The sequence below is a fragment of the Methylorubrum populi genome, assembly GCA_036946625.1.
In the GTDB taxonomy this organism is placed as follows: domain Bacteria; phylum Pseudomonadota; class Alphaproteobacteria; order Rhizobiales; family Beijerinckiaceae; genus Methylobacterium; species Methylobacterium populi_C.
In genome coordinates this window covers 2,116,268-2,137,220 of sequence record JAQIIU010000003.1, presented here as the reverse complement: position 1 = coordinate 2,137,220, position 20,953 = coordinate 2,116,268, and the positions used below count along the sequence as shown (strand labels likewise).

The following is a 20,953-nucleotide window of genomic DNA, read 5'->3' as shown; positions in this document are numbered from 1 at the left end:
CTGTCCGGAAAGGTCGCGCCCTGGATCGCCACGGCTTCGCCTCGCGATGACGCAGGAGAGGCCGAAATCATCAACCGGATGTCGTCTCGACAAGCCGGCAGCCACCTTCCGGGACGATGCTCTGTCATTCCGTCACGGCGAGGCGAAGCCGAAGCCATCCAGGGCGCCGCCTTGTCCGGATCGGTCGCGCCGCCGGATCGCTTCGCTGACGCTCGCGATGACGAGGAGGGAAGAAGGCCCCTCAGTACACGTCGGCCTGGTACCGCCCGGCCTTCTTCAGGGCGGCGAGATAGGCCACCGCCGCGTCGGGGTTCTTCCCCCCGAACTGCGCCGCGACGTCGATGATCGCCCGCTCCACGTCCTTGGCCATGCGCTTGGCATCGCCGCAGACGTAGAAATGCGCGCCGCCTTCCAGCCACTTCCACAGCTCGGCGCCGTTCTCGCGCATCCGGTCCTGGACGTAGGTCTTCTCCGTGCCGTCGCGCGACCATGCCAGCGAGAGGCGGGTGAGCACCTTCTCGTCCTTCAGGCCGTTCAGCTCCTCCTTGTAGAAGAAGTCGCTGGCCTGCCGCTGGTGGCCGTAGAACAGCCAGTTGCGGCCGGGCGCCCCGGTGGCGGCGCGCTCGCGCAGGAAGGCGCGGAACGGGGCGACGCCGGTGCCGGGGCCGCACATGATCACGTCCCGCGACAGATCCTCCGGCAGACCGAACCCGTGCGCCTTCTGGAGATAGATCCTGACCTTCGTCCGCTCGGGCAGGCGCTCGCCGAGATGCGTCGAGGCGACGCCGAGCCGCAGGCGCGAGCGGTGGTTGTAGCGCACCGCATCGACGGTGAGGGAGACGCGGCCGGCATCCATCTTCGGCGAGGAGGAGATCGAGTAGAGCCGCGGCTGCAACGCGTCGAGCGCTTCCAGGAACACCTCGGCATCGGGCCGGGCACCGGGAAACTTGTGCAGCGCGCCGAGCACGTCGAGATATTGCGCGTCGCCGTCCGGATCCTCGCCCGCGGCCAGGGCCTGCGCCTTTCTGCGGGCCTCGCCCGAGGTCAGCAGCGACAGGAGCTGGTAGAGGCTGTCCGGCGCCGCGCCGAGCGCGTAGTCGCCCAGCAGCCGCTCGCGCAGGGTCTTTCCGCGGATCGTCCGCTCGGGGCGCGTGCCGAGTTCGGCGATCACCGCATCGACCAGCGCCGGGGCGTTGGCGGGAAACAGACCGAGGGAATCGCCGACCGCGTACGCGATCGGCGTGTCCTTCAGGTCGATCTCGATGTGCCAGGTTTCCTTCTCGCCGCCCGGCGCGTTGAGGCGCGTGCGCGACAGGAAGGTCGCCTCGACCGGATTCTCGCGGCAATAGCCGAGCGGGCCGAGTTCCGGCTCCTTCCTCGGCGCGTCGGCATCCTCCTTCGCGGGAGCCGCGCCGCCGGAGGCGCCGAACTCCTGCTCCAGCTTCTTCAGCATCCGAAGCGTCTCCTTGCCGCCGGGCTGGCAAAGGTTCAGGCGCTCCTCGTTCTTCAGGAAGATCGCGTTGGCGTAGTCGGCGCAGTTGTAGCCGCACTGGCCGCAATCCTGCTGAGCCATGGCGGCCATCAGCTTCTGCGGCTCGGAGCGGTCCTTGGCGATCGCCATGCGGTCGCCGATCGGCATCGACGGGTCGTGCCAGGGCGCGTCGTCGTTGTCGGCGAGTTCTTTCGCATGGCCCGCCTCCTCGCCGGGGGCGAGCGCCGTCGCGCCCTCGACCGCCGGGCCGAGGAGCGCCGCGAAGTAGCCCGACAGCCAGGAGCGCTGGTCGGCGGTGAAGGGGGCGCTCTCGGGGATGAGAACGAGCGGGGGCGCGACGTGCTGGGTCATGCGGCGGCCTTGAGGGCGGGTTGTTCTTCGGCGGCCTCGCGCACGGCCTCGGGTCCGGTGCGCGCGGTGAAGGCCTGGAAGCTCTCCTCCGGGCCCTGGCGGCGGGCGAGATAGGCGTCGAGCAGCGCCTCGACGCGGGTCGGCGCGTCCTCGGCCTTCACCGCCTTCCAGATCTCGGTGCCGATCTTCGGGGTCTCGGCGAATCCGCCGCCGACCACGATGTCGTAGCCCTCGACCGTATCGCCCTCCTCCGAGACGACGACCTTGGCGCCGATGAGCCCGATGTCGCCGATGTAGTGCTGGGCGCACGAGTGGTGGCAGCCGGTGAGGTGCACGTTCACCGGCACGTCGAGGCCCGGCACGGTCCGCTCGACGTGATCGGCGATGATCATCGCGTGACCCTTGGTGTCGGAGGCCGCGAACTTGCAGCCGCGCGCCCCGGTGCAGGCCACGAGGCCGGAGCGGATGCCGGCGGCCCTGGTGGTGAGGCCGAGCGCCGCGACGCGGGCCTCGACCTCCGCGACCCTGGCGTCCGGCACGCCGGAAAAGATGAAATTCTGCCACACGGTCAGGCGGATCTCGCCGTCGCCGCACTCGGCGGAGATCTTTGCGAGTGCCCGCATCTCGTCGGTGGTCATCTTGCCGACGGGCAGCACCACGCCGATCCAGTTCAGGCCCTCCTGGACCTGGCGATGCACGCCGACATGGCTGAACCGGTCGGTGGGCTTCCGTGGCGCGACGTGCTCGGGGGCGACCCGGTCCAGCCTGCGGCCGAGCTTCTCCTCGACGGCGGCGAGGTACTTGTCGAAGCCCCAGGCGTCGAGGACGTACTTCATGCGGGCTTTGTTGCGGTTGGTCCGGTCGCCGTTCTCGATGAAGACGCGCAGGATCGCGTCGGCGACTGGGTTGCACGCCTCGGGCTTGAGGACGATGCCGGTATCGCGGGCGAGATCCCTGTGGCCGGAGATGCCGCCGAGCACGAGCCGCATCCAGATGCCGGCGGGGACGGAGGCCCCCTCCAGCACTTCGATCGCCTGGAAGCCGATGTCGTTGGTCTCTTCGAGAACCGGCATCACGCCGCCGCCGTCGAAGGCGACGTTGAACTTGCGCGGCAGGCCGTAGAGCGAACGGTCGTTCAGGATCCAGTTGTGCCAGGACCTGGCCAGCGGCCTCGTGTCGAGCAGCTCCTGCGCGTCGATGCCGGCGGTGGGCGAGCCGGTGACGTTGCGGATGTTGTCGGCGCCCGCCCCGCGGGCGGTCAGGCCGAGATCGACCAGGCCGTCGAGGAAGGCCTGGCCGTGTTCGGGCGCGATCTCGCGGACCTGGAGGTTGGCGCGGGTGGTGACGTGGCTGTAGGGGCCGCCATGCCTGTCGGCGAGGTCGGCGATGCCGGAAAACTGCCCGTGCCGCAGGATGCCGTTGGGGATGCGCAGGCGGCACATGTAGGAGGTCTGGGTCGGGGCGACCCAGAACAGGCCGTGATAGCGCCAGCGGAAGTTGTCCTCCGGCTTCGGCGCCTTGCCGGTCGCGGCCTCGGAAATCAGGCGGTTGTGGCCCTCGAACGGGTTCCCGGCGCGCTTCCACTTCTCCTGTTCGCAGAGCTTGCCGCCGTCCTTCACGGTGCGGTCCTGCGCCTTGACGTGGATCGCGTCCGGGCCCGTGGGCTCGGCCGGCGCGCCCGCCGGGGCTTGGCCCGCGGCGGCTTGGCCCGCGGCGAGGCCACCGGTCATCCGGGCGGCCGCGATGCCGGAGGCGAAGCCCTCCAGATACCGCTTCTGCTCGGCGTCGAATGCGTCGGCCATCGCTGCCTCACTCACGCTGCGAGGGTTTTCGGGGCCGGGCCGAACATCAGGTCGTCCCGGTCGTCGGGGGAGAGCGGGGCGCCGGAGCGGATCAGCTCCTTGCAGCGCGCCTGCTCCGAGATGTCGCCGACGAAGACGGCCCCTGCGAGCCGGCCGTCGGCGATGATCAGCTTGCGGTAGAGCCCGGCGGCGGCGTCGTGCATCACGACCGCCTCGGCCTCCTCGGGCGTATCGACCCGTCCGGCCGAGAAGACGGACAGGCCCGACACCTTGAGGCTCGTGGCAAGCGACGTGCCGGGATAGGCCGCCGCCTCGCCGGCAAAGTGCCGCGACAGCACCTCGGCCTGCTCGTAGGCGGGCTCGACGAGGCCGTAAACGGTGCCCCTGTGCTCGGCGCATTCACCGAGCGCGTGGATCGCCGGGTCCGAGGTGGTCATGCGGTCGTCGACGGCGATGCCGCGCCCGCAGGCCAGCCCGCAGGATTGCGCGAGCGCCGTCGAGGCGCGGATGCCGACCGACATCACCACGAGGTCGGCCGGGATCGCGCGGCCGTCCTTCAGCAGGAGCCGCTCGACACGGGCCTCGCCCTCGATCGCCGCGGTGTCGGCCGACAGCATGACCTTGACGCCGCGCGCCTCCATCGCCGCGCGCACGAGGCGGGCGGCCCCGTGGTCGAGCTGGCGCTCCATCACCCGGTCCATGACGTGGACCAGCGTGGTGTCGACGCCGAGGCGGGCGAGCCCGACCGCGGCCTCCAGGCCGAGCAGGCCGCCGCCGACGACGACCGCCCTGGCGTGCCCGACCGCCGCCTTGCGGATCGCCGCCACGTCGGCGAGGTCGCGGAAGGTGAGGACGCCGGGCAGGTCGATGCCCGGCAGCGGCAGCCGGATCGGCAGCGAGCCCACCGCCAGCACCAGCCGGTCGTAGGGCAGGACATGCGCCTGCCCGACGAGGGCGAGGCGGTTGGCCCGGTCGATCCCGGTGACCGGCGCGCCGGTGACGAGGCGGATTCCGTGCGCCTCGTACCAGGAGAGCGGGCGGAAGCCGCAGGATCCCTCGTCCACCTCGCCGCCGAGCAGCGACGAGAGCAGCACCCGGTTGTAGGCCGCCACCGGCTCGGCGCCGACCACCGTCACGTCGTAGCGGCCCGGCGCCCGCTCCGTCAGCCGCTCGAGGAAGCGCAGCGAGGCCATGCCGTTGCCGACGACGACGAGTCTGTCCTTCATTTCTTGCGCTTCTGAAGGCATCTCACTTTTCCGGTCACTCCCCGCCGCGCCCTCCTCCCGAGGTGCCGGAGCGCTGCGGAGGCTTCGAAGGAGGCCTCCCGCCTGCTCGCGCCCTGGACCCTCCTCCGGGGGCCCGCCTGCGGCAGACCCCTCAAGGATGGGGGGATGGATGGGTGGGACGAGGCGTCGTTCAAGCGGCCTGCGCCGGCTTGGCGTGGCGGGCGTAGAGGAACTCCAGCACCGCGGCGCGGGCGTGGACGTAAGCGGCGTCCTCCACGAGGTCGAGCCGGCGGCGCGGCCGCGCCAGCGGCACGGGCAGGATCTCGCCGATGGTGGCGGAGGGCCCGTTCGTCATCATCACGATGCGGTCGGAGAGCAGCACCGCCTCGTCCACGTCGTGGGTGATCATGATGACGGTGTTCCTGAGCCGCGTCTGGATCTCCATGAGCTGGTCCTGGAGATGGGCGCGGGTCAGCGCGTCGAGCGCCCCGAACGGCTCGTCCATCAGGAGCACGGTCGGCTCCATGGCGAGCGCGCGGGCGATGCCGACGCGCTGCTTCATGCCGCCGGAGATCTCCGCCGGGCGCTTGTCGGCGGCGTGCATCATGTTCACGAGGGCGAGGTTGTGCTCGATCCACTCCGCGCGCTCGGTCCGGGTCTTCTGGCCCTTGAGCACCTTGTCCACGGCGAGCGCCACGTTCTCGCGCACGGTGAGCCAGGGCAGCAGGGAGTGGTTCTGGAACACCACGGCGCGGTCGGGGCCGGGGGCGTTCACCTCACGCCCGTCGAGCAGCACGCCGCCGGTCGAGGCCTTGAGCAGCCCGGCGACGATGTTGAGCACCGTCGACTTGCCGCAGCCCGAATGCCCGATGATCGAGACGAACTCGCCCTTGGCGATGTCGAGGTTCACGTCGCGCAGCACCTCGGAGGTCTTTCCGCCGCGGCGGAAGGCGATGCCGACCTGGGAGAGGGAGAGATGGGCCATGGGATCGCTTCCCTCACGCTGCGCTGGTGCCGCGGGTCACGAGCACGCCGAGCCCGGCGACCAGCCGGTCGAGGACGAAGCCGATGAGCCCGACATAGACGAGGGCGACGATGATCTCGCTGATGTGCGACGAGTTCCACGCGTCCCAGATGAAGAAGCCGATGCCGACGCCGCCGATCAGCATCTCGGCCGCGACGATGGCGAGCCAGGACAGGCCGACGCCGATGCGCAGGCCGGTGAAGATGTAGGGCGCCGCCGACGGCAGCATGATCTTCACGAAGAACTCGATCGGGTTCAGCCGGACGACCGCCGCGACATTGCGAAAATCCTGCGGGATGTTGCGGATGCCGACCGCGGTGTTGATGATGATCGGCCAGATCGAGGTGATGAAGATCACGAAGATCGCGCTCGGCTGCCCGTCGCGGAAGGCGGCGAGCGAGAGCGGGAGCCAGGCCAGCGGCGGGATCGTGCGCAGCACCTGGAAGATCGGATCGAGGCCGCGCATCGCCCATTCCGACTGGCCGACCAGGGTGCCGAGCAGCACGCCCGCCACCACGGCCAGCGCGAAGCCGAGCGCCACGCGCTGGAGGCTCGCGGCGATATGCCAGAACAGGCCCTTGTCGGTGCCGCCGTTGTCGTAGAACGGATCGACGATGATGTCCCAGGCCTCCGCCACCACCCGCGAGGGCGGCGGCAGGCCGGCGGTGGGGGAGGAGCACAGCACCTCCCACAGCAGAAGGAGGCCCGCCAGCACGACGAGCGGCGGCACGACGCGGGCGGCGAGCCCGCGCAGGGCGACCATGGTGACGAGGGGGCCGCGCGCCTTGGCGGCGGCGCGCATGCGGGTCGCGGCGAGCGTTGCTCCGGTGGCCATCACGCGACCTTCTTGATCTCGAGGCTGCCGAGGTAGGCGGCGGGGTTCTCCGGATCGAAGACCTTGCCGTCGAAGAAGGTCTCCTTGCCCCGCGAGGTCGAGGCCGGGATCGCGATGCCGCCGAGCGCCTTGGCGGCGTCCTTCCACAGATCCTCGCGGTTGACCCTGGCGATGAGCGCCTTCGTGTCCGTCGTCGGCTCGAACTTGCCCCAGCGGATATCCTCGGTGAGGAACCAGAGGTCGTGGCTGTGATAGGGATAGCCGGCGGCGCCGTTGTCCCAGTACTTCATCATCACCGGGCTCTTCTCGACGACGCGGCCGTTGCCGTAGTCGAACTTGCCCTTCATCCGCTCGATCACGTCGCCGACCGGGACGTTGATCCACTGGCGCTTGGCGACGATGGCGGCGAGCTCGTCCCAGTTCTCGGGCTTGTCGCACCAAGCCTGGGCCTCCATCACCGCCATCAGGACGGCCTTGGCGGCGTTCGGATACTTGTCGACCCAGGCCGCGCGCAGGGCCAGCGACTTCTCGGGATGGTCCTTCCAGAGTTCGCCGGTGGTGAGCGCGGTGTAGCCGATGCCCTGGTTGATGAGCTGCTTGTGCCAGGGCTCGCAGACGCAGAACACGTCCATCGTGCCGACCTTCATGTTCGCCACCATCTGCGGCGGGGGCACGACGATGGTCTCGATGTCCTTGTCGGGATCGATGCCGCCGGCGGCGAGCCAGTAGCGGATCCAGAGGTCGTGGGTGCCGCCGGGGAAGGTCATGGCGGCCTTCACCGGCTTGCCGGAGGCCTTCTTCCGGTCGATCGCGGCTTTGAAGGCTTTCGGATCGAGGCCGATCCTGTCTTCGGCGTATTCCTTTCCGACGGAGATGCACTGGCCGTTCAGGTTGAGCCGGCCGAGGATGTACATCGGCACCGGCACGTTGTTCTGCGTCACCCGGCCGGCCGAGATCAGGTAGGGCATCGGGGTGAGGATGTGGGCGCCGTCGATGCCGTTGCCCTCGGAGCCGAGCACGAGGTTGTCGCGGGTGGTGCCCCAACTCGCCTGCTTCAGCACCTCGGTCTCGGGCAGGCCGTACTTGGCGAAGATGCCCTTCTCCTTGGCGACGAAGAGGGGGGCCGCGTCGGTGAGCGCGATGAAGCCGAGCTTGGCGCCCTTCACCTCCGGCCCCGCGCCCTGCGCGAAGGCACCGCCGGGCAGGGCGGCGCGGGCGGCGCCCGCCAGCGCGAGGGCGGCCGCCGCCCCCTTGAGGACGCCGCGCCGGGTCGTGTCGCCCTGATCGATGCTCATCCGCTCCTCGTCTCCGTTGCCCTGAGCACGCATGAAAAAAGCCGCCGTCCGGGGATCGCCTGGCGCGATCGTGAATCGCGTGCGGAAAATCCGGATCAGCGGCCTTGCTGACATGAGGGGGCCGTCATCGTTGGCGGTCCCGCCCGGATCGGGTCGCAGGAAGCGTGCCAAGCCGTGTCGGTCGGGGGCGGGGGCGCCGCGGGAGAGGCGGTCGGGACGCCCGCTTCGCTCGAAAGCCCGGCCTTCGCGTGCGGTGCACAAAATTTGAGCGGATGCCGCGGCGATGCGCAGGACGAACGGGGACATGCCGACGGCTCGCTTCGCTTTCGCGCGCGATGACGAGGAAATCCTCTCGTCGGCGCGAGGTCTCGAGCCGATCCCGCTGGCCGATGCGGAAGACGCGGGATGAATTCGTGAAGGTCGTGGTGCCGGATCGCTTCGCCTGACGGCTCGCGACGACGACGTGTCCCGCCCGCCCCGTCATGGCGAGGGGGAGCCGAAACCATCCGGTGCGCGACGAGAGCCGGATGAGACTTTCGCGCGATCCCGAATCCGTTCGCCGGCCGTATCGGCCTCGCCCTCGCGACGACGGCCGGAACGGCCCGATCAGGGAGCGATCGCCGCCTCGAAGATGTCCGGCCGGAACAGGGCCGCGGCCCGCTCGGCCGCGTCGCCGCCCGGCGCGATCTGCCCGCAGGCGACCATCTGCGCGACGAACCAGCGGGCATGGGCCGGGTCCGGCCAGTGGGTCGCGGCGCCCAGGCGCAGATAGGCCGTGTTCGTCCGCCGGGTGCCGTGTGCATCGACGATCAGCGCACCGCCGAGCGTCCGGGCGATCAGCGCCGCGTCGGACCCGAGCCCGGCCCGCTCGGCCAGGAGCGCGGCGAGGGCATCGCGGTTGGCGGGCTCGGCGCACCACGATCCGGCGCGATGGATCGCCCGCACCAGCGGGAGCGCGAAGTCCGCCCCCTCGGCGGGCAGGGCCAGCACCTTCTCCGGGCAGTCGGGGGCGATCTCGCAGCCGAGCGCGGCGATCCGCCCCAGGCCCGCGGCGACCGCGACGCTGTTCCAGGGGGCGCCGACGCAGAAGCCGTCGATGAGCCCGCGCCGGAGCGCGCCGACCGTATCGGGCGGCGGCACCACCACCACCCGCACCGCGGCGTCGAGGTCGAGCCCGCCGAGGCCCGCGAACAGGCGAAGCTGGTACGAATGGCTGGAGAAGGGGTGCACCGTGCCGATCGTCAGCGGTCGCCCCGCCCCGGCCCGCGCGCGGGCGGCCCGGGCGAAGGCGGCGGCCACGTCCGCCGGCCCGTCGCTCTCCGGCGCCATCGCCGCCCACAGGGCGTTGGAAACGGTCAGGGCGTTGCCGTTGAGGTTGAGCGCCATCGGCACGCTCAAGGCCGCCCGCGGGCCCGAGAGTTCGAGCGCGCTGGCGATGGCGAGCGGTGCCAGCATGTGGGCGGCGTCGAGATGGCCGAGCGCCAGCCGGTCGCGCAGGGTCGCCCAGGAGGGCTCGCGCGACAGGGCGACGTCGAGGCCCTCGTCGCGGGCGAAGCCCAGTTCCGCCGCCGCGATCACGGGGGCGGCGTCGGCGAGCGGGACGTATCCGAGCGTCAGCTTCATCCGAGCAGGTCCGCCGCGGTGACGATGGCGCGGGCGATGTCGACGATCTTGCGCTTCTCGTTCATCGCCTGCCGCCGCAGGAGCTTGTAGGTCTCCTCCTCGCCCATGCCTTTTCGCGTCATCAGGATGCCCTTGGCGCGCTCGATCAGCTTGCGGTCGGCGAGTTCCGAGCGCGCCTCGTCGAGTTCCCGCTGGAGCCGCGCGAAGGCGTTGAAGCGCAGGATCGCGATGTCGAGGATCGACTTGATCCGCTCCGCCCGCAGGCCGTCGACCACGTAGGCCGAGATGCCGGCATCGACCGCCGCCTGCATCATGGTCTGGTCCGAGCGGTCGACGAACATCGCCACCGGCCGCTCGGCCTGCCGGGACAGGCCCGACATCTGTTCCAGCACGTCCCGGCTCGGGCTCTCCAGATGCACGACGATGACGTCGGGCCTGAGGCTCGCCACCCGGGTCCGGAGGTCCGGCCCGTCGGAGAGGACGACGACGGTGCCGACGCCCGAGGCCCGCAGGCCCTCCTCCAGGATCGCCGCGCGGGCGCGGCTCGGATCGATCACGGCGACGGTGAGGCTGGTCTCGGTCATCGAGGCCTGGGGCGGTTCGATCCGGTTCGAAGAAAGGGCGTTACGACGTGCGGGCCGGCGCGGGAAGGGGGCGGCGGCCAAGCGAGGGGTCCATCCGGTGCCGACCACGCCGAGCGTTTACGAACCGGACATGTCACGGCCCCGCTTCCGCCGCAAACGGAACGGTACATGCAAGCCGTTGGCGAATCCATCGGGAGGGTCCGGTTCATGCGCATCGTCGATCCGTTGCGGAAGCCGGATGTCACCGCGACGCCCCGCGCCGGTCTGCCGCCCTTCCTGCCGACCCTCGGCCTCGCGCTCGCCGCCGCCCTCTTGTCCCTCGCCTGCCGCGAGCCGGCCAGGGAGACGCCGGAGCCGGCCAGGCCGGTTCCCGCCATGGCTGCGGCACCCGGCCTCACCGTGTTCGATCCCGGCAACGCCCTCGTGGCGGATCTGGCACCGGTGCCGGCGAGCGAAGCCTTCGCCCGCCTCGCGCCCCCCGTCGCGGCGAGCGAACCCGTCGCGGCGAGCGAACCCGCCGCGGCGCCGTCCCGCCCGGCACGCAATCCCGCCATCGCCCGATCCGAACGCCGCCGCCCGCCCGCGAGCCGGATGGCGACGACGCAGCCGGCGGCCGCGCCGAAACCCGCGACGGGGCCGGTCGCCGCCCCCTTCGAGGCTCCGGCCGCCCAGGCGGAGGCCGAGGACGGCCGCTTCCTGCCCGCGGGTGCCCTGCCCTTCGCCGCCATCGATGCGGCCTGGGACGCGGCCCGCAGCGTCGGCACCGGCGCGGCCCATCTCGGCGGCTCGGTCGTCAGCCTCGTCTCCGACCTGCGCTGAACCCGCCCGCGGGCACCGTTTTCACGATCGTTATCCGCCCAAGCCTTGCGAAGCGCGGCGGCTGCGCCACTTCGCGGGGATCGGAGCGCCCGGCGCAACGCCCGCCGACCCCCCCCCGATGGTGCGGTGTCTTTCCGGCCGACCTGCCGGCCGGCACCTTGGAAAGCGAGACCGACGCCCGTATTCGCGCCCCCCGCGCCGGTCGGCTCGGGACGATGCGACGGAGACGCGGATGGCGGGACGGATCGAGGATTACGCCCTGATCGGCGACGGCCGCACCGCGGCCCTGGTCGGGCGCGACGGCAGCATCGACTGGCTGTGCATGCCGCGCTTCGACGCCGCCGCGCTGTTCGCGAGCCTGCTCGGCACGCAGGAGCACGGCTTCTGGAAGATCGCCCCGGCGGCGGAGGGCGCCCGGCATTCCTGGCGCTACCGCACCGGCTCGCTGGTGCTGGAGACCACCCACAGGACCCACGAGGGCGAGGTGCGCGTCACCGACTTCATGCCGGTCGGCGACGGCTCCCACGTGATCCGCCTCGTCGAGGGCGTGCGCGGACGGATGGCGATGCGCATGGATCTCGCCGTGCGCTTCGATTACGGCTCGGCGGTGCCCTGGGTGTCGCGCAGCGAACTCGGGGATCTGCGCGCCATCTCCGGGCCGCACAAGGTGGTGCTGCGCACCAACGCGCCGATGCGCGGCTCGACCCACCAGACCACGGTCTCCGAGTTCACGGTCTACAAGGGCGACGCGATCCGCTTCGTGCTCAGCTACGGCGCCTCGCACGAGGACGACCCGCCGCCGATCGAGCCGCGCCGCTGGCTCGACGACACCAACCGGTTCTGGCGCGACTGGTCGAGCCGCTGCACGCTCGAGACACCCTGGGACGACATCCTGCGCCGCTCGCTGCTGACGCTGAAGGCCCTGATCTACCGGCCGACCGGCGGCATCGTCGCCGCGCCGACGACCTCGCTGCCCGAGGATCTCGGCGGGGTGCGCAACTGGGACTACCGCTTCTGCTGGCTGCGCGACTCGACCTTCACGCTGCTGGCGCTGATGGATTCCGGCTACATCGAGGAGGCCCGCGCGTGGCGCGACTGGCTGACCCGGGCGGTGGCCGGCAACCCGGAACAGGCGCACATCCTCTACGGCATCGGCGGCGAGCGGCTTCTGCCCGAGATCGAGCTCGACTGGCTGCCCGGCTACGAGAACTCGCGGCCCGTGCGGGTCGGCAACGCGGCGGTGTCGCAGTTCCAGCTCGACGTCTACGGCGAGCTGTTCGACGCGCTGTTCCAGGCCCGCTCCCGCGGCATGGCCGAGGACAAGGAGGGCGTGCGCGTCGGCCAGGCCCTGATCAAGCATCTCGAAACGGCCTGGCGCGAGCCCGACGAGGGCATCTGGGAGGTGCGCGGCGGACGGCGCCACTTCGTGCATTCCAAGGTGATGGCCTGGGTGGCCTTCGACCGGGCGATCCGCAGCGTCGAGATGATGGGCGAAGACGCTCTTCGCCCCGCCGATCCGCCGCTCGGCCGCTGGCGCGCGATCCGCGACGAGATCCACGCCGAGGTCTGCGAGAAGGGCTTCGACGCCGAACTCGACAGCTTCGTGCAGTCCTACGGCAGCAAGGCGCTCGATGCGAGCCTGCTGCTGATCGCGCATATGGGCTTCCTGCCCCAGGACGATCCCCGCGTCGTCGGCACGGTGGCGGCGGTCGAGCGGCACCTGATGCGCGAAGGCTTCGTGCTGCGCTACGAGACCGAAGGGCAGACCACCGACGGCCTGCCCGGCAACGAGGGCGCCTTCCTGCCCTGCAGCTTCTGGTACGCCGACAACCTGATCGGGCTCGGCCGCTGCGCCGAGGCCCGCGACCTGATCGAGCGCCTGATCGGCATCTGCAACGACCTCGGACTGGTCTCCGAGGAGTACGACGTGCGCGCAAAACGCCAGGTGGGCAACTTCCCCCAGGCGTTCACGCATGTTGCGCTCGTCAACACGATCCTCAATTACGGCCGCGCCACCGGTCCGGCGAAGGAACGGGGCGGCGGCGCGGACGATTCCGAGTCGAGGGCAGGCGAATCCATCGCGGCGCAGTAGGCGCCGTCCGCTTCATGGCGGCGGTTGCCCGGCGGGCGGTGGAAGCGAGAGAGACGAGACTGATGAGCGGTGCAGACACGAGCCCCAAGGCGGCCCCGAGCGAGGGCGACACGCTCGCGATCGACACGATCCGGACGCTCGCGATCGACGCGGTGCAGAAGGCGAATTCGGGACATGCCGGCGCGCCGATGGCGCTGGCGCCCGTCGCCTACACCCTGTGGAACCGGTATCTGCGCTACGATCCGGCCCATCCGCACTGGCCGAACCGGGACCGTTTCGTGCTCTCGGCCGGCCACGCCTCGATGCTGCTCTACGGGCTGCTGCACCTCGCCCGCGTCGCCGAGAGCGACGGCGGCAACGCACCCGCGATATCGCTGGAAGACATCAAGAAATTCCGGCAGCTCGACAGCCGCACGCCGGGCCACCCGGAATACCGCTTCACCACCGGCGTCGAGACCACCACCGGCCCGCTCGGCCAGGGCGTGGCGAACTCCGTCGGCATGGCCGTCGGCGGCCGCTTCAAGGGCGAGCGCCTGAACCGGCCCGACCGGCCGCTGTTCGACTACAACGTCTACGCCGTCTGCTCGGACGGCGACCTGATGGAGGGCGTCAGCCAGGAGGCCGCCTCGATCGCCGGGCACCTGCGCCTGTCGAACCTGTGCTGGATCTACGACAACAACACCATCACCATCGAGGGCCACACCGAACTCGCCTTCTCGGAGGAGGTCGCCGCGCGCTTCCTCGCCTATGGCTGGCAGGTGCTGCGGGTGGCGGACGCCAACGACGTGCATTCGATCTCGGCCGCGCTGGAAACCTTCCTGCAGTCGAGCGACCGCCCGACCCTGATCATCGTCAACTCGATCATCGGCTACGGCGCGCCGACCAAGCAGAACACGGCCAAAGCCCATTCCGACGCGCTCGGCCCCGACGAGGCGAAGGGGGCCAAGCGCGCCTATGGCTGGCCGGAGGATTCCGAGTTCCTCGTGCCGGACGGCGTCTACGACACCTTCGCCGAGGGCATCGGCAGGCGCGGCGCCGCGCTCTACGCCCAGTGGCAAGGCTTTTTCGCAGAGGCCAAGGCGGCGGACGCGGCCCATGCGGAGGATCTGAGCGCCTTCCTCGAAGGCCGCCTGCCCGAGGGCTGGGACCGGGACATCCCGGTGTTCGAGGCCGACGCCAAGGGGCTCGCGACCCGCGAAGCCTCGGGCAAGGTCTTGAACGCCATCGCGAAGCACGTGCCGTTCCTGCTCGGCGGCTCGGCGGATCTGGCGCCCTCCAACAAGTCGAACCTCACCTTCGAGGGGGCCGGCTCGCTCACCCCGTTCGAGCCGGGCGGGCGCAACATCCATTTCGGCGTGCGCGAGCACGCCATGGGCTCGATCGTGAACGGCCTCGGGCTGGTGGGCCTGCGGGCCTACGGCGCGACCTTCCTCGTCTTCGCCGACTACATGCGACCGCCGATCCGGCTCGCCTCGCTGATGGAACTGCCGGTCTTCCACATCTTCACCCACGACTCGATCGGCGTCGGTGAGGACGGCCCGACCCACCAGCCGGTGGAGCAACTGCTCTCGCTGCGCTGCATCCCCGGCCTCATGACCCTGCGCCCGGCCGACGCCAACGAGGTCGCCGAGGCCTACCGGGTGATCTTTTCGCTCAAGGACCAGCCCGCGGTCCTGGCGCTGTCCCGCCAGCCGCTGCCGACCTTCGACCGCTCCCGGTACGCCCCGGCTTCCGGTGTCGCGAAGGGCGGCTACGTGCTCGCCGATTGCGACGGCACCCCCGACGTGATCCTGATCGGCACCGGCTCGGAGGTGCAGCTCTGCGTCGGCGCCTACGAGACCCTGACGAGCGAGGGCGTCAAGGCCCGCGTCGTCTCGATGCCGTCCTGGGACCTGTTCGAGCGCCAGGACGAGAGCTACCGCGACAGCGTGCTGCCGCCCGAGGTTCTGGCCCGCGTGGCGGTGGAGCAGGGCAGCGTGATCGGCTGGGACCGCTACGCCGGTTCGGCGGGCGCCATCGTCGGCATGCACACCTTCGGCGCCTCGGCCCCGATCAAGGATCTGCTCGGCAAGTTCGGCTTCACCGCCGGGAAGGTGCTGGAGGCCGCGCGCGCGCAGGTGGCCAAGCACGGGAAGTAGGGCGCGCCAACTGCCCTCTCCCCCGAAGCGGGAGAGGGTGGCCCCCGAAGGGAGCGCGGGAGAGGGGAGCGCCGTTTCCGGAACCTGCGCCAGCCCCTCCCCCGCCCGCTCCGCAGGCCCCCTCCCCCGCAGACGGGGGGGAGGGTTGAGGCGCCCGCCCCGCCCTATCTACCGGGCACGGGACGCACCAGACATCACGCGAGGACGACCGAGATGAACGCGCTGAACGCCCTCTTCGCCGAGCACGAGCAGGCGGTCTGGCTCGATTTCGTGGCCCGCGGCTTCGTCGCCAAGGGCGAACTCCGGGCGCTGGTGGAGACCGACGACCTGCGCGGCGTCACCTCCAATCCGGCGATCTTCGAGAAGGCGATCGGCCATTCGGCCGAGTACGACGACGGCCTCAAGGCCGCGCTCTCGGAGGGCGATGCCCGCGTCATCGACCTCTACGAGGGGCTCGCCATCGCCGACATCCGGGCGGCGGCCGACGTGCTCAGGCCCGTCTACGATTCGAGCGCGGGCGCCGACGGCTATGTCAGCCTCGAAGTCTCGCCCTACCTCGCCCTCGACACCGAGGAGACCCTGAAGGAGGCGCGCCGCCTCCACGCGGCGGTGGCCCGCGACAACCTGATGGTGAAGGTGCCGGCCACCCCCGCCGGCCTGCCGGCGATCCGCCAGCTCACGGCGGAGGGCATCTCGGTCAACATCACCCTGCTGTTCTCGCAGGGCGTTTACGAAGAGGTCGCGCACGCCTTCATCGACGGCCTGACCGCGTTCGGGGAAAAAGGCGGCGACGTCTCGAAGGTCGCCTCGGTGGCGAGCTTCTTCATCAGCCGCATCGACAGCCTCGTCGACAGGAAACTCGACGAAGCCGGCGGCTACGAGGATCTCAAGGGCAGGATCGCGATCGCCAACGCCAAGCTCGCCTACCAGCGCTACAAGCGGATCTTCTCCGGCCCGAAATGGGCGGCGCTGGAGGCCAGGGGGGCGAAGGCGCAGCGCCTGCTCTGGGCCTCCACCGGCACCAAGAACAAGGCCTATTCCGACGTGCTCTACGTCGAGGAACTGGTCGGCCGGAACACCGTCAACACCATGCCGCCGGCCACCATGGACGCGTTCCGCGACCACGGCCGGGTGCGGGCGACGCTCGAAGAGAACGTCGGCGAGGCGGAGGCCGCGATGGCGCGTCTGGCCGAGGCCGGCATCGACATCGAGGCGGTGGCGCGCCAGCTCGTCGAGGAGGGCGTGCAGCTCTTCGTCGATGCCGCGGACGCGGTGCTCGGCGCGGTCGCCGGCAAGCGGGCGGCGCTCCTCGGTCACCGGCTCGACGCCCAGTCCTTCCAGTTCGACGAGGCGCTCCAGGCGGCCACCGACAAGACGGTCGAGTCCTGGCGCGCGAGCGGTGCGATCCGCCGCCTCTGGGCGCACGACGCAAGCGTCTGGACCGGGCGCGACGAGGACAGGTGGCTCGGCTGGCTGCGCATCGTCGAGGACGAACGGGAGCGGGTCGATCTCTACGAACGCTTCGCCGAGGAGGTCCGGGCGGAAGGCTTCACCGACGCGGTGGTGCTCGGCATGGGCGGATCCAGCCTCGGCCCGGAGGTGATCGCCGCGACCTACGGCCACCGCGAGGGCTTTCCGCGCCTGCGCATCCTCGACTCGACCGATCCGGACGAGGTTCGGGCGGTCGAGGCGGCGGTGACCCTCGAGACGACGCTGTTCATCGTCGCCTCGAAGTCAGGCTCGACCCTCGAACCCAACGTTTTTCGCGACTACTTCCTCGGCCGGATGAAGGAGGTCGTCGGCGCGACACGAGCCGGCCGCCATTTCGTCGCCGTCACCGATCCCGGCTCGGCCATGGAGAAGGCGGCCAAGGACGACGGCTTCCGCAAGATCTTCTTGGGCGTGCCGCAGATCGGCGGGCGCTACTCCGTGCTCTCCGCCTTCGGCCTCGTGCCGGCGGCGGCGGCCGGCGTCGAGATCCGCGAGTTCCTCGACAGCGCCCGCATGATGGTCCGCTCCTGCGGTCCGGCGGTGCCGCCCGCCGCCAATCCCGGCGTGCAGCTCGGCGCGGCGATCGGGGTGGCGGCCAGGGAGTTCGGCCGCGACAAGGTGACTCTGGTCGCCTCGCCCGGCATCGGCACCTTCGGCACCTGGGCCGAGCAGCTCATCGCCGAGTCGACCGGCAAGGAGGGCAAGGGCCTGATCCCGGTCGAGGGCGAGCCGGTCGGTGTGCCCGCCGTCTACGGCGAGGATCGCCTGTTCGTGTACCTGCGCCTGACCGGCCACGCCGATGCGCGCCAGGACGAGGCGGTGAAGATCCTGGAGAGCGAGGCGCAGCCGGTGGTGCGCATCGACCTCGACAAGGCCGAGCGGCTGCCGCAGGAATTCTTCCGGTTCGAGATCGCCACGGCGGTGGCCGGCGCGGTGCTCGGCATCAACCCGTTCGACCAGCCCGATGTCGAGGCGAGCAAGGTCGAGACCAAGAAGCTGTTCGCCGCGGCCGAGGAGACCGGCGCGCTCCCGGCCGAGACGCCGGTCTTCGAGGACGGGACCGTCGCGCTCTACGCGGACGCGGCCAATACCGAGGCCCTGCGCCAGGGCGAGGGCTTCGAGGCGATCGTCGCGGCCCATCTCGCCCGGGTGAAGCCGGGCGACTACGTCGCCCTGCTGGCCTACGTCGAACGCAACGCGGCGCACCACGCCACGCTTCAGGAGGCGCGTCTCGCGGTGCGCGACGCGCGCCGGGTGGCGACCTGCCTGGAATTCGGCCCGCGCTTCCTCCACTCGACGGGGCAAGCCTACAAGGGCGGCCCTGCCGGCGGCGTGTTCCTCCAGATCACCGCCGACCCCTCCGCCGCCCTGCCGATCCCCGGGCGCAAGCTCGGCTTCGAGACGGTGATCGCGGCTCAGGCCCGGGGCGATTTCGCCGTGCTGTCCGAGCGTAAGCGCCGGGCGCTCAGGGTTCACGTCAAGGGCGGCGACGTGGCCGGCGGCGTGAAGCGCGTCGCCGCGGCGATCAGGGCGGCGGTCGCCGGATAAGGCTTCCCCCTCTCCCCGCCGGGCGGGGAGAGGGGCCCTCAATGGCCGTCGTCGCGGGGATCGCCCGCGAAAAGAGAAATCATACGCCATCCGGTTGCTGACTTCGGCCTCTCCTGCGTCATCGCGAGGCGAAGCCGTGGCGATCCAGGGCGCGCCCTTTCCGGGCTTGTCGCGCCCTGGATCGCTTCGCGGCCGCTCGCGATGACGGAGGGGGGGGCGAAACCCGAAGCGATCAATCGGCAACGGTATCAGTCCGTCAGCGGCCCCGGGATCGCCGCTTCCGCCTTCAGCAGCAGCCGCTCCTCGTGGCGCTTCATGAACAGCCACAGGGCGAGCCCGCCGAAGATCACGAAGGCGAGCAGCGCGAGGCCGACGGGGCCGACGATGTGCTCGATCGAACGGCCGCAGGCATAGGCGCCGAAGCCCATGATGCCGGCCCAGGCGAGCCCGCCGAGGCCGTTGAACACCATGAAGCGGCGGGCATCGAGCTTGTTCACGCCGGCCAGCACCGCCGCGTAGGCGCGCAGCATCGCCGTGAAGCGGCCGAAGAACACGATCTTGCCCCCGTGCTCGCGGAACAGGTACTGCCCGAGCTTCAGCCGGCCGTGATCGAGGGCGATGAGGTGGCCGTGGCGCAGCAGCAGCGGCATGCCCCAGCGCCGCCCGACCCAGTAGCCGACATTGTCGCCGAGGATCGCGGCCGCCGCCGCCGCGGCGACGACGAGGACGATGTTGAGGTTGCCGGTGCTGCCTGCGTAGACCGCCGACGAGATCAGGATCGTCTCGCCCGGCATCGGCACGCCCGCACTCTCCAGCGCGACGACGACGAAGACGGCGAGATAGCCGTAATGGGCGATCAGGTCGGCGATCGGCAGTCCTTGGAGGAAGGACATCGGTGGGCGTGTCTCCGCGGAACGTGTCGCCGCGCAGTCTGGTCAGGAACGTGGCCGCAGGAGGGCGGCCATTTCCTCGCTATTAGCCCGCCTTGAGGAACTTCTCCACGCTGGCCCCCAGGCTCGCGGAATGCGCCGAGAGGCCGTCGGCGATCGCGCGCACGGAATCGACGAGGGCGCCGGTGGCGTTCGCGGCGGAGGACACGCCGACGATGTTGCCCGACATCGCGTGGGTCGAGGCCGCCTGCTCCTCCACCGCGCTCGCCATGGCGAGCGTCAGCCCGGACAGCTCCGTCACCGCCGCGGTGATGGTGTCGATGGCATCGACCGCCTCGCCCGTGGCGCTCTGAATCGCGGCGATCTGCCCGGAGATCTCGCCGGTCGCCCGCGCGGTCTGCTCGGCCAGGGCCTTCACCTCGGCGGCCACCACGGCGAAGCCGCGGCCGGCGGCACCCGCCCGGGCCGCCTCGATGGTGGCGTTGAGCGCCAGCAGGTTGGTCCGGGCGGCGATGGTGCGGATCATCGCCACCACCGCATCGACCGTGCGGGCATTCTCGGCGAGCCGCCGCACCGTCGCGTCGGTGGTCGCGGCCTGGGCCGCGATCCGCTGAGCGCGGTCGGAGACGCTGCCGACCTGCCCCGAGATCTCCTGGATCGAGGCCGTCATCTGCTCCGACCCCGCCGCCACCGAGGCGGCCCGCCGCCGGGCCTCCTCCGCCGAGTGCGCGAGGTCCTGGGCCGATTGCTGCATCGCTCCCACCGCCGAGCCCACCGCCTCGACGACCTGCGAGACGTTCGTCGCCATCTCGACCTGGGCCGTCACCACCGCCCAGGTGACCATCGGGCCGATATATGCGCCGTCGGGACCGTTGATCGCCGAGACCCGCAGGTCGAGCGTCTCGGGGCCGACCCTGATCTTGGCCCGGTGCGGCAGGCGGCTGTCGTCCGCGAGCAGGGAGCGTTGATGGTGGGGGGTCTTGTGGAACACGTCGAAGGAGCGACCCACCATCTCCGAGACCCTGATCGGCAGATGCCGCTCGATCGTGCTCAGCGTGTCCCGCGAGGTCTTGTTCAGATAGTTGATCCGGAAATCATCCCGAGGATCCACGGTCATGACGGCAACGGGCATGCGGTCGATCATCGTCAGAAGGCGGCTCGTCTCGTTCTTCTTGGCGGTGATGTCCGTGGCGAACTTCATCACCCGTTCGGGCGTACCGTTTACCCCCAGGATGGGGTTGTAGGTTGCCTCCAGCCAGATCCTGTCTCCGGCCTTGCCGAGACGGAGGAACTCGCCCGACACGTACTCGCCGCCGCGAAGCTTCTCCCAGAACCTGCGGTAATCGTCGCTCTCGGCACAAGGTGCCTCGACGAAGACGCCGTGATGCCGTCCCTTGATCTCTTCGAGCGTGTAACCGAACAGAGCCAGGAAATTCCGGTTCGCGTCGACGACGAGGCCGTCCATGGAAAGTTCGATCGTCGCGAGCGAACGGTCGAGTGCGGCAAGCTTGGCTCGGTCGAAGTTGTCGACAACAGCTTTATGGAACATGAATAGCCTCGTGACCGAAGTCCGTTTCCGCTTGAGGCTACGTGCGGAGAGTTTCCGGTCATGCCTCGGACAGAGATTCTCGTTCTTTTAGAGCATCATCCCGAAAGGTGGCCTCCGGCTTTCGGAAAAAGAGGATGCAAAAACAAAAGTCTGGCGCATCGTCCCACCGCTCTTCTCGGTTTACATCTCATGGT

Annotated in this window: 14 protein-coding genes; 4 read left to right on the top strand and 10 right to left on the bottom strand. The window is 70.5% G+C overall.

Going from position 1 to position 20,953, the window contains the following annotated elements:
* Nucleotides 1-241: 241 nt before the first annotated feature.
* The 8 genes from PGN25_21415 to PGN25_21380 form a co-directional block, all read right to left on the bottom strand.
* Nucleotides 242-1,843, bottom strand: coding sequence for a sulfite reductase subunit alpha (locus PGN25_21415; GenBank protein ID MEH3120072.1), 1,602 nt, complete (start codon nucleotides 1,841-1,843; stop codon nucleotides 242-244).
* Nucleotides 1,840-3,645, bottom strand: coding sequence for a NirA family protein (locus tag PGN25_21410; GenBank protein ID MEH3120071.1), 1,806 nt, complete (start codon nucleotides 3,643-3,645; stop codon nucleotides 1,840-1,842). Before PGN25_21410 ends, PGN25_21415 begins: the two co-directional genes overlap by 4 nt.
* Before the next feature lie 11 nt (nucleotides 3,646-3,656).
* Entirely contained in the window at nucleotides 3,657-4,871 is a 1,215-nt protein-coding gene (locus PGN25_21405; GenBank protein ID MEH3120070.1) for an FAD-dependent oxidoreductase, read from the bottom strand.
* 190 nt (nucleotides 4,872-5,061) lie between these two features.
* A complete protein-coding gene (locus PGN25_21400) occupies nucleotides 5,062-5,856 on the bottom strand; it encodes an ABC transporter ATP-binding protein (GenBank protein MEH3120069.1) in 795 nt (264 codons plus the stop codon).
* A gap of 13 nt (nucleotides 5,857-5,869) precedes the next feature.
* Nucleotides 5,870-6,730 carry a nitrate ABC transporter permease gene (gene ntrB, locus PGN25_21395; GenBank protein ID MEH3120068.1) on the bottom strand — a complete coding sequence of 287 codons (861 nt, stop codon included), beginning with the start codon at nucleotides 6,728-6,730 and terminating at the stop codon, nucleotides 5,870-5,872.
* Complete coding sequence (locus PGN25_21390) at nucleotides 6,730-8,025, bottom strand: CmpA/NrtA family ABC transporter substrate-binding protein (GenBank protein MEH3120067.1); 1,296 nt, start codon at nucleotides 8,023-8,025, stop codon at nucleotides 6,730-6,732. The genes ntrB and PGN25_21390 overlap by 1 nt, the downstream gene beginning before the upstream one ends.
* Before the next feature lie 606 nt (nucleotides 8,026-8,631).
* Nucleotides 8,632-9,648 (bottom strand): CmpA/NrtA family ABC transporter substrate-binding protein, encoded by a 1,017-nt coding sequence (locus PGN25_21385; GenBank protein ID MEH3120066.1) that lies wholly within the window; start codon nucleotides 9,646-9,648, stop codon nucleotides 8,632-8,634.
* The gene (locus tag PGN25_21380) at nucleotides 9,645-10,232 is read right to left on the bottom strand and encodes an ANTAR domain-containing protein (GenBank protein ID MEH3120065.1); all 588 of its coding nucleotides are present in this window, start codon (nucleotides 10,230-10,232) and stop codon (nucleotides 9,645-9,647) included. Before PGN25_21380 ends, PGN25_21385 begins: the two co-directional genes overlap by 4 nt.
* A 207-nt stretch (nucleotides 10,233-10,439) precedes the next feature.
* Here PGN25_21380 and PGN25_21375 point away from each other — a divergent pair, with 207 nt between their 5' ends.
* The 4 genes from PGN25_21375 (at nucleotide 10,440) to PGN25_21360 (ending at nucleotide 18,320) form a co-directional block, all read left to right on the top strand.
* Nucleotides 10,440-11,051, top strand: a complete 612-nt coding sequence (locus tag PGN25_21375) for a hypothetical protein (protein MEH3120064.1) — start codon at nucleotides 10,440-10,442, stop codon at nucleotides 11,049-11,051.
* A 232-nt stretch (nucleotides 11,052-11,283) separates the two neighbouring features.
* On the top strand, nucleotides 11,284-13,143 hold the full coding sequence (locus tag PGN25_21370; GenBank protein ID MEH3120063.1) for a glycoside hydrolase family 15 protein: 1,860 nt from the start codon (nucleotides 11,284-11,286) through the stop codon (nucleotides 13,141-13,143).
* A 62-nt stretch (nucleotides 13,144-13,205) separates the two neighbouring features.
* Nucleotides 13,206-15,281, top strand: a complete 2,076-nt coding sequence (gene tkt, locus PGN25_21365; GenBank protein MEH3120062.1) for a transketolase — start codon at nucleotides 13,206-13,208, stop codon at nucleotides 15,279-15,281.
* Nucleotides 15,282-15,494: 213 nt separating this feature from the next.
* Nucleotides 15,495-18,320, top strand: a complete 2,826-nt coding sequence (locus tag PGN25_21360) for a bifunctional transaldolase/phosoglucose isomerase (GenBank protein ID MEH3120061.1) — start codon at nucleotides 15,495-15,497, stop codon at nucleotides 18,318-18,320.
* A 248-nt stretch (nucleotides 18,321-18,568) separates the two neighbouring features.
* Here PGN25_21360 and PGN25_21355 read toward each other — a convergent pair whose 3' ends face one another.
* Nucleotides 18,569-19,213, bottom strand: a complete 645-nt coding sequence (locus PGN25_21355) for a DedA family protein (GenBank protein ID MEH3120060.1) — start codon at nucleotides 19,211-19,213, stop codon at nucleotides 18,569-18,571.
* 82 nt (nucleotides 19,214-19,295) lie between these two features.
* A complete protein-coding gene (locus tag PGN25_21350; GenBank protein MEH3120059.1) occupies nucleotides 19,296-20,759 on the bottom strand; it encodes a PAS domain-containing methyl-accepting chemotaxis protein in 1,464 nt (487 codons plus the stop codon).
* Between the last annotated feature and the right edge of the window lie 194 nt (nucleotides 20,760-20,953).

Bases quoted from the DNA above. Each gene is read 5' to 3' on its own strand.
- PGN25_21400 (MEH3120069.1), bottom strand. From the start codon at position 5,856: ATGGCCCATCTCTCCCTCTCCCAGGTCGGCATCGCCTTCCGCCGCGGC.
- ntrB (MEH3120068.1), bottom strand. From the start codon at position 6,730: ATGGCCACCGGAGCAACGCTCGCCGCGACCCGCATGCGCGCCGCCGCC.
- PGN25_21410 (MEH3120071.1), bottom strand. From the start codon at position 3,645: ATGGCCGACGCATTCGACGCCGAGCAGAAGCGGTATCTGGAGGGCTTC.
- PGN25_21360 (MEH3120061.1), top strand. From the start codon at position 15,495: ATGAACGCGCTGAACGCCCTCTTCGCCGAGCACGAGCAGGCGGTCTGG.
- PGN25_21355 (MEH3120060.1), bottom strand. From the start codon at position 19,213: ATGTCCTTCCTCCAAGGACTGCCGATCGCCGACCTGATCGCCCATTAC.
- PGN25_21405 (MEH3120070.1), bottom strand. From the start codon at position 4,871: ATGAAGGACAGACTCGTCGTCGTCGGCAACGGCATGGCCTCGCTGCGC.
- tkt (MEH3120062.1), top strand. From the start codon at position 13,206: ATGAGCGGTGCAGACACGAGCCCCAAGGCGGCCCCGAGCGAGGGCGAC.
- PGN25_21390 (MEH3120067.1), bottom strand. From the start codon at position 8,025: ATGAGCATCGATCAGGGCGACACGACCCGGCGCGGCGTCCTCAAGGGG.
- PGN25_21415 (MEH3120072.1), bottom strand. From the start codon at position 1,843: ATGACCCAGCACGTCGCGCCCCCGCTCGTTCTCATCCCCGAGAGCGCC.
- PGN25_21350 (MEH3120059.1), bottom strand. From the start codon at position 20,759: ATGTTCCATAAAGCTGTTGTCGACAACTTCGACCGAGCCAAGCTTGCC.
- PGN25_21370 (MEH3120063.1), top strand. From the start codon at position 11,284: ATGGCGGGACGGATCGAGGATTACGCCCTGATCGGCGACGGCCGCACC.
- PGN25_21380 (MEH3120065.1), bottom strand. From the start codon at position 10,232: ATGACCGAGACCAGCCTCACCGTCGCCGTGATCGATCCGAGCCGCGCC.
- PGN25_21385 (MEH3120066.1), bottom strand. From the start codon at position 9,648: ATGAAGCTGACGCTCGGATACGTCCCGCTCGCCGACGCCGCCCCCGTG.
- PGN25_21375 (MEH3120064.1), top strand. From the start codon at position 10,440: ATGCGCATCGTCGATCCGTTGCGGAAGCCGGATGTCACCGCGACGCCC.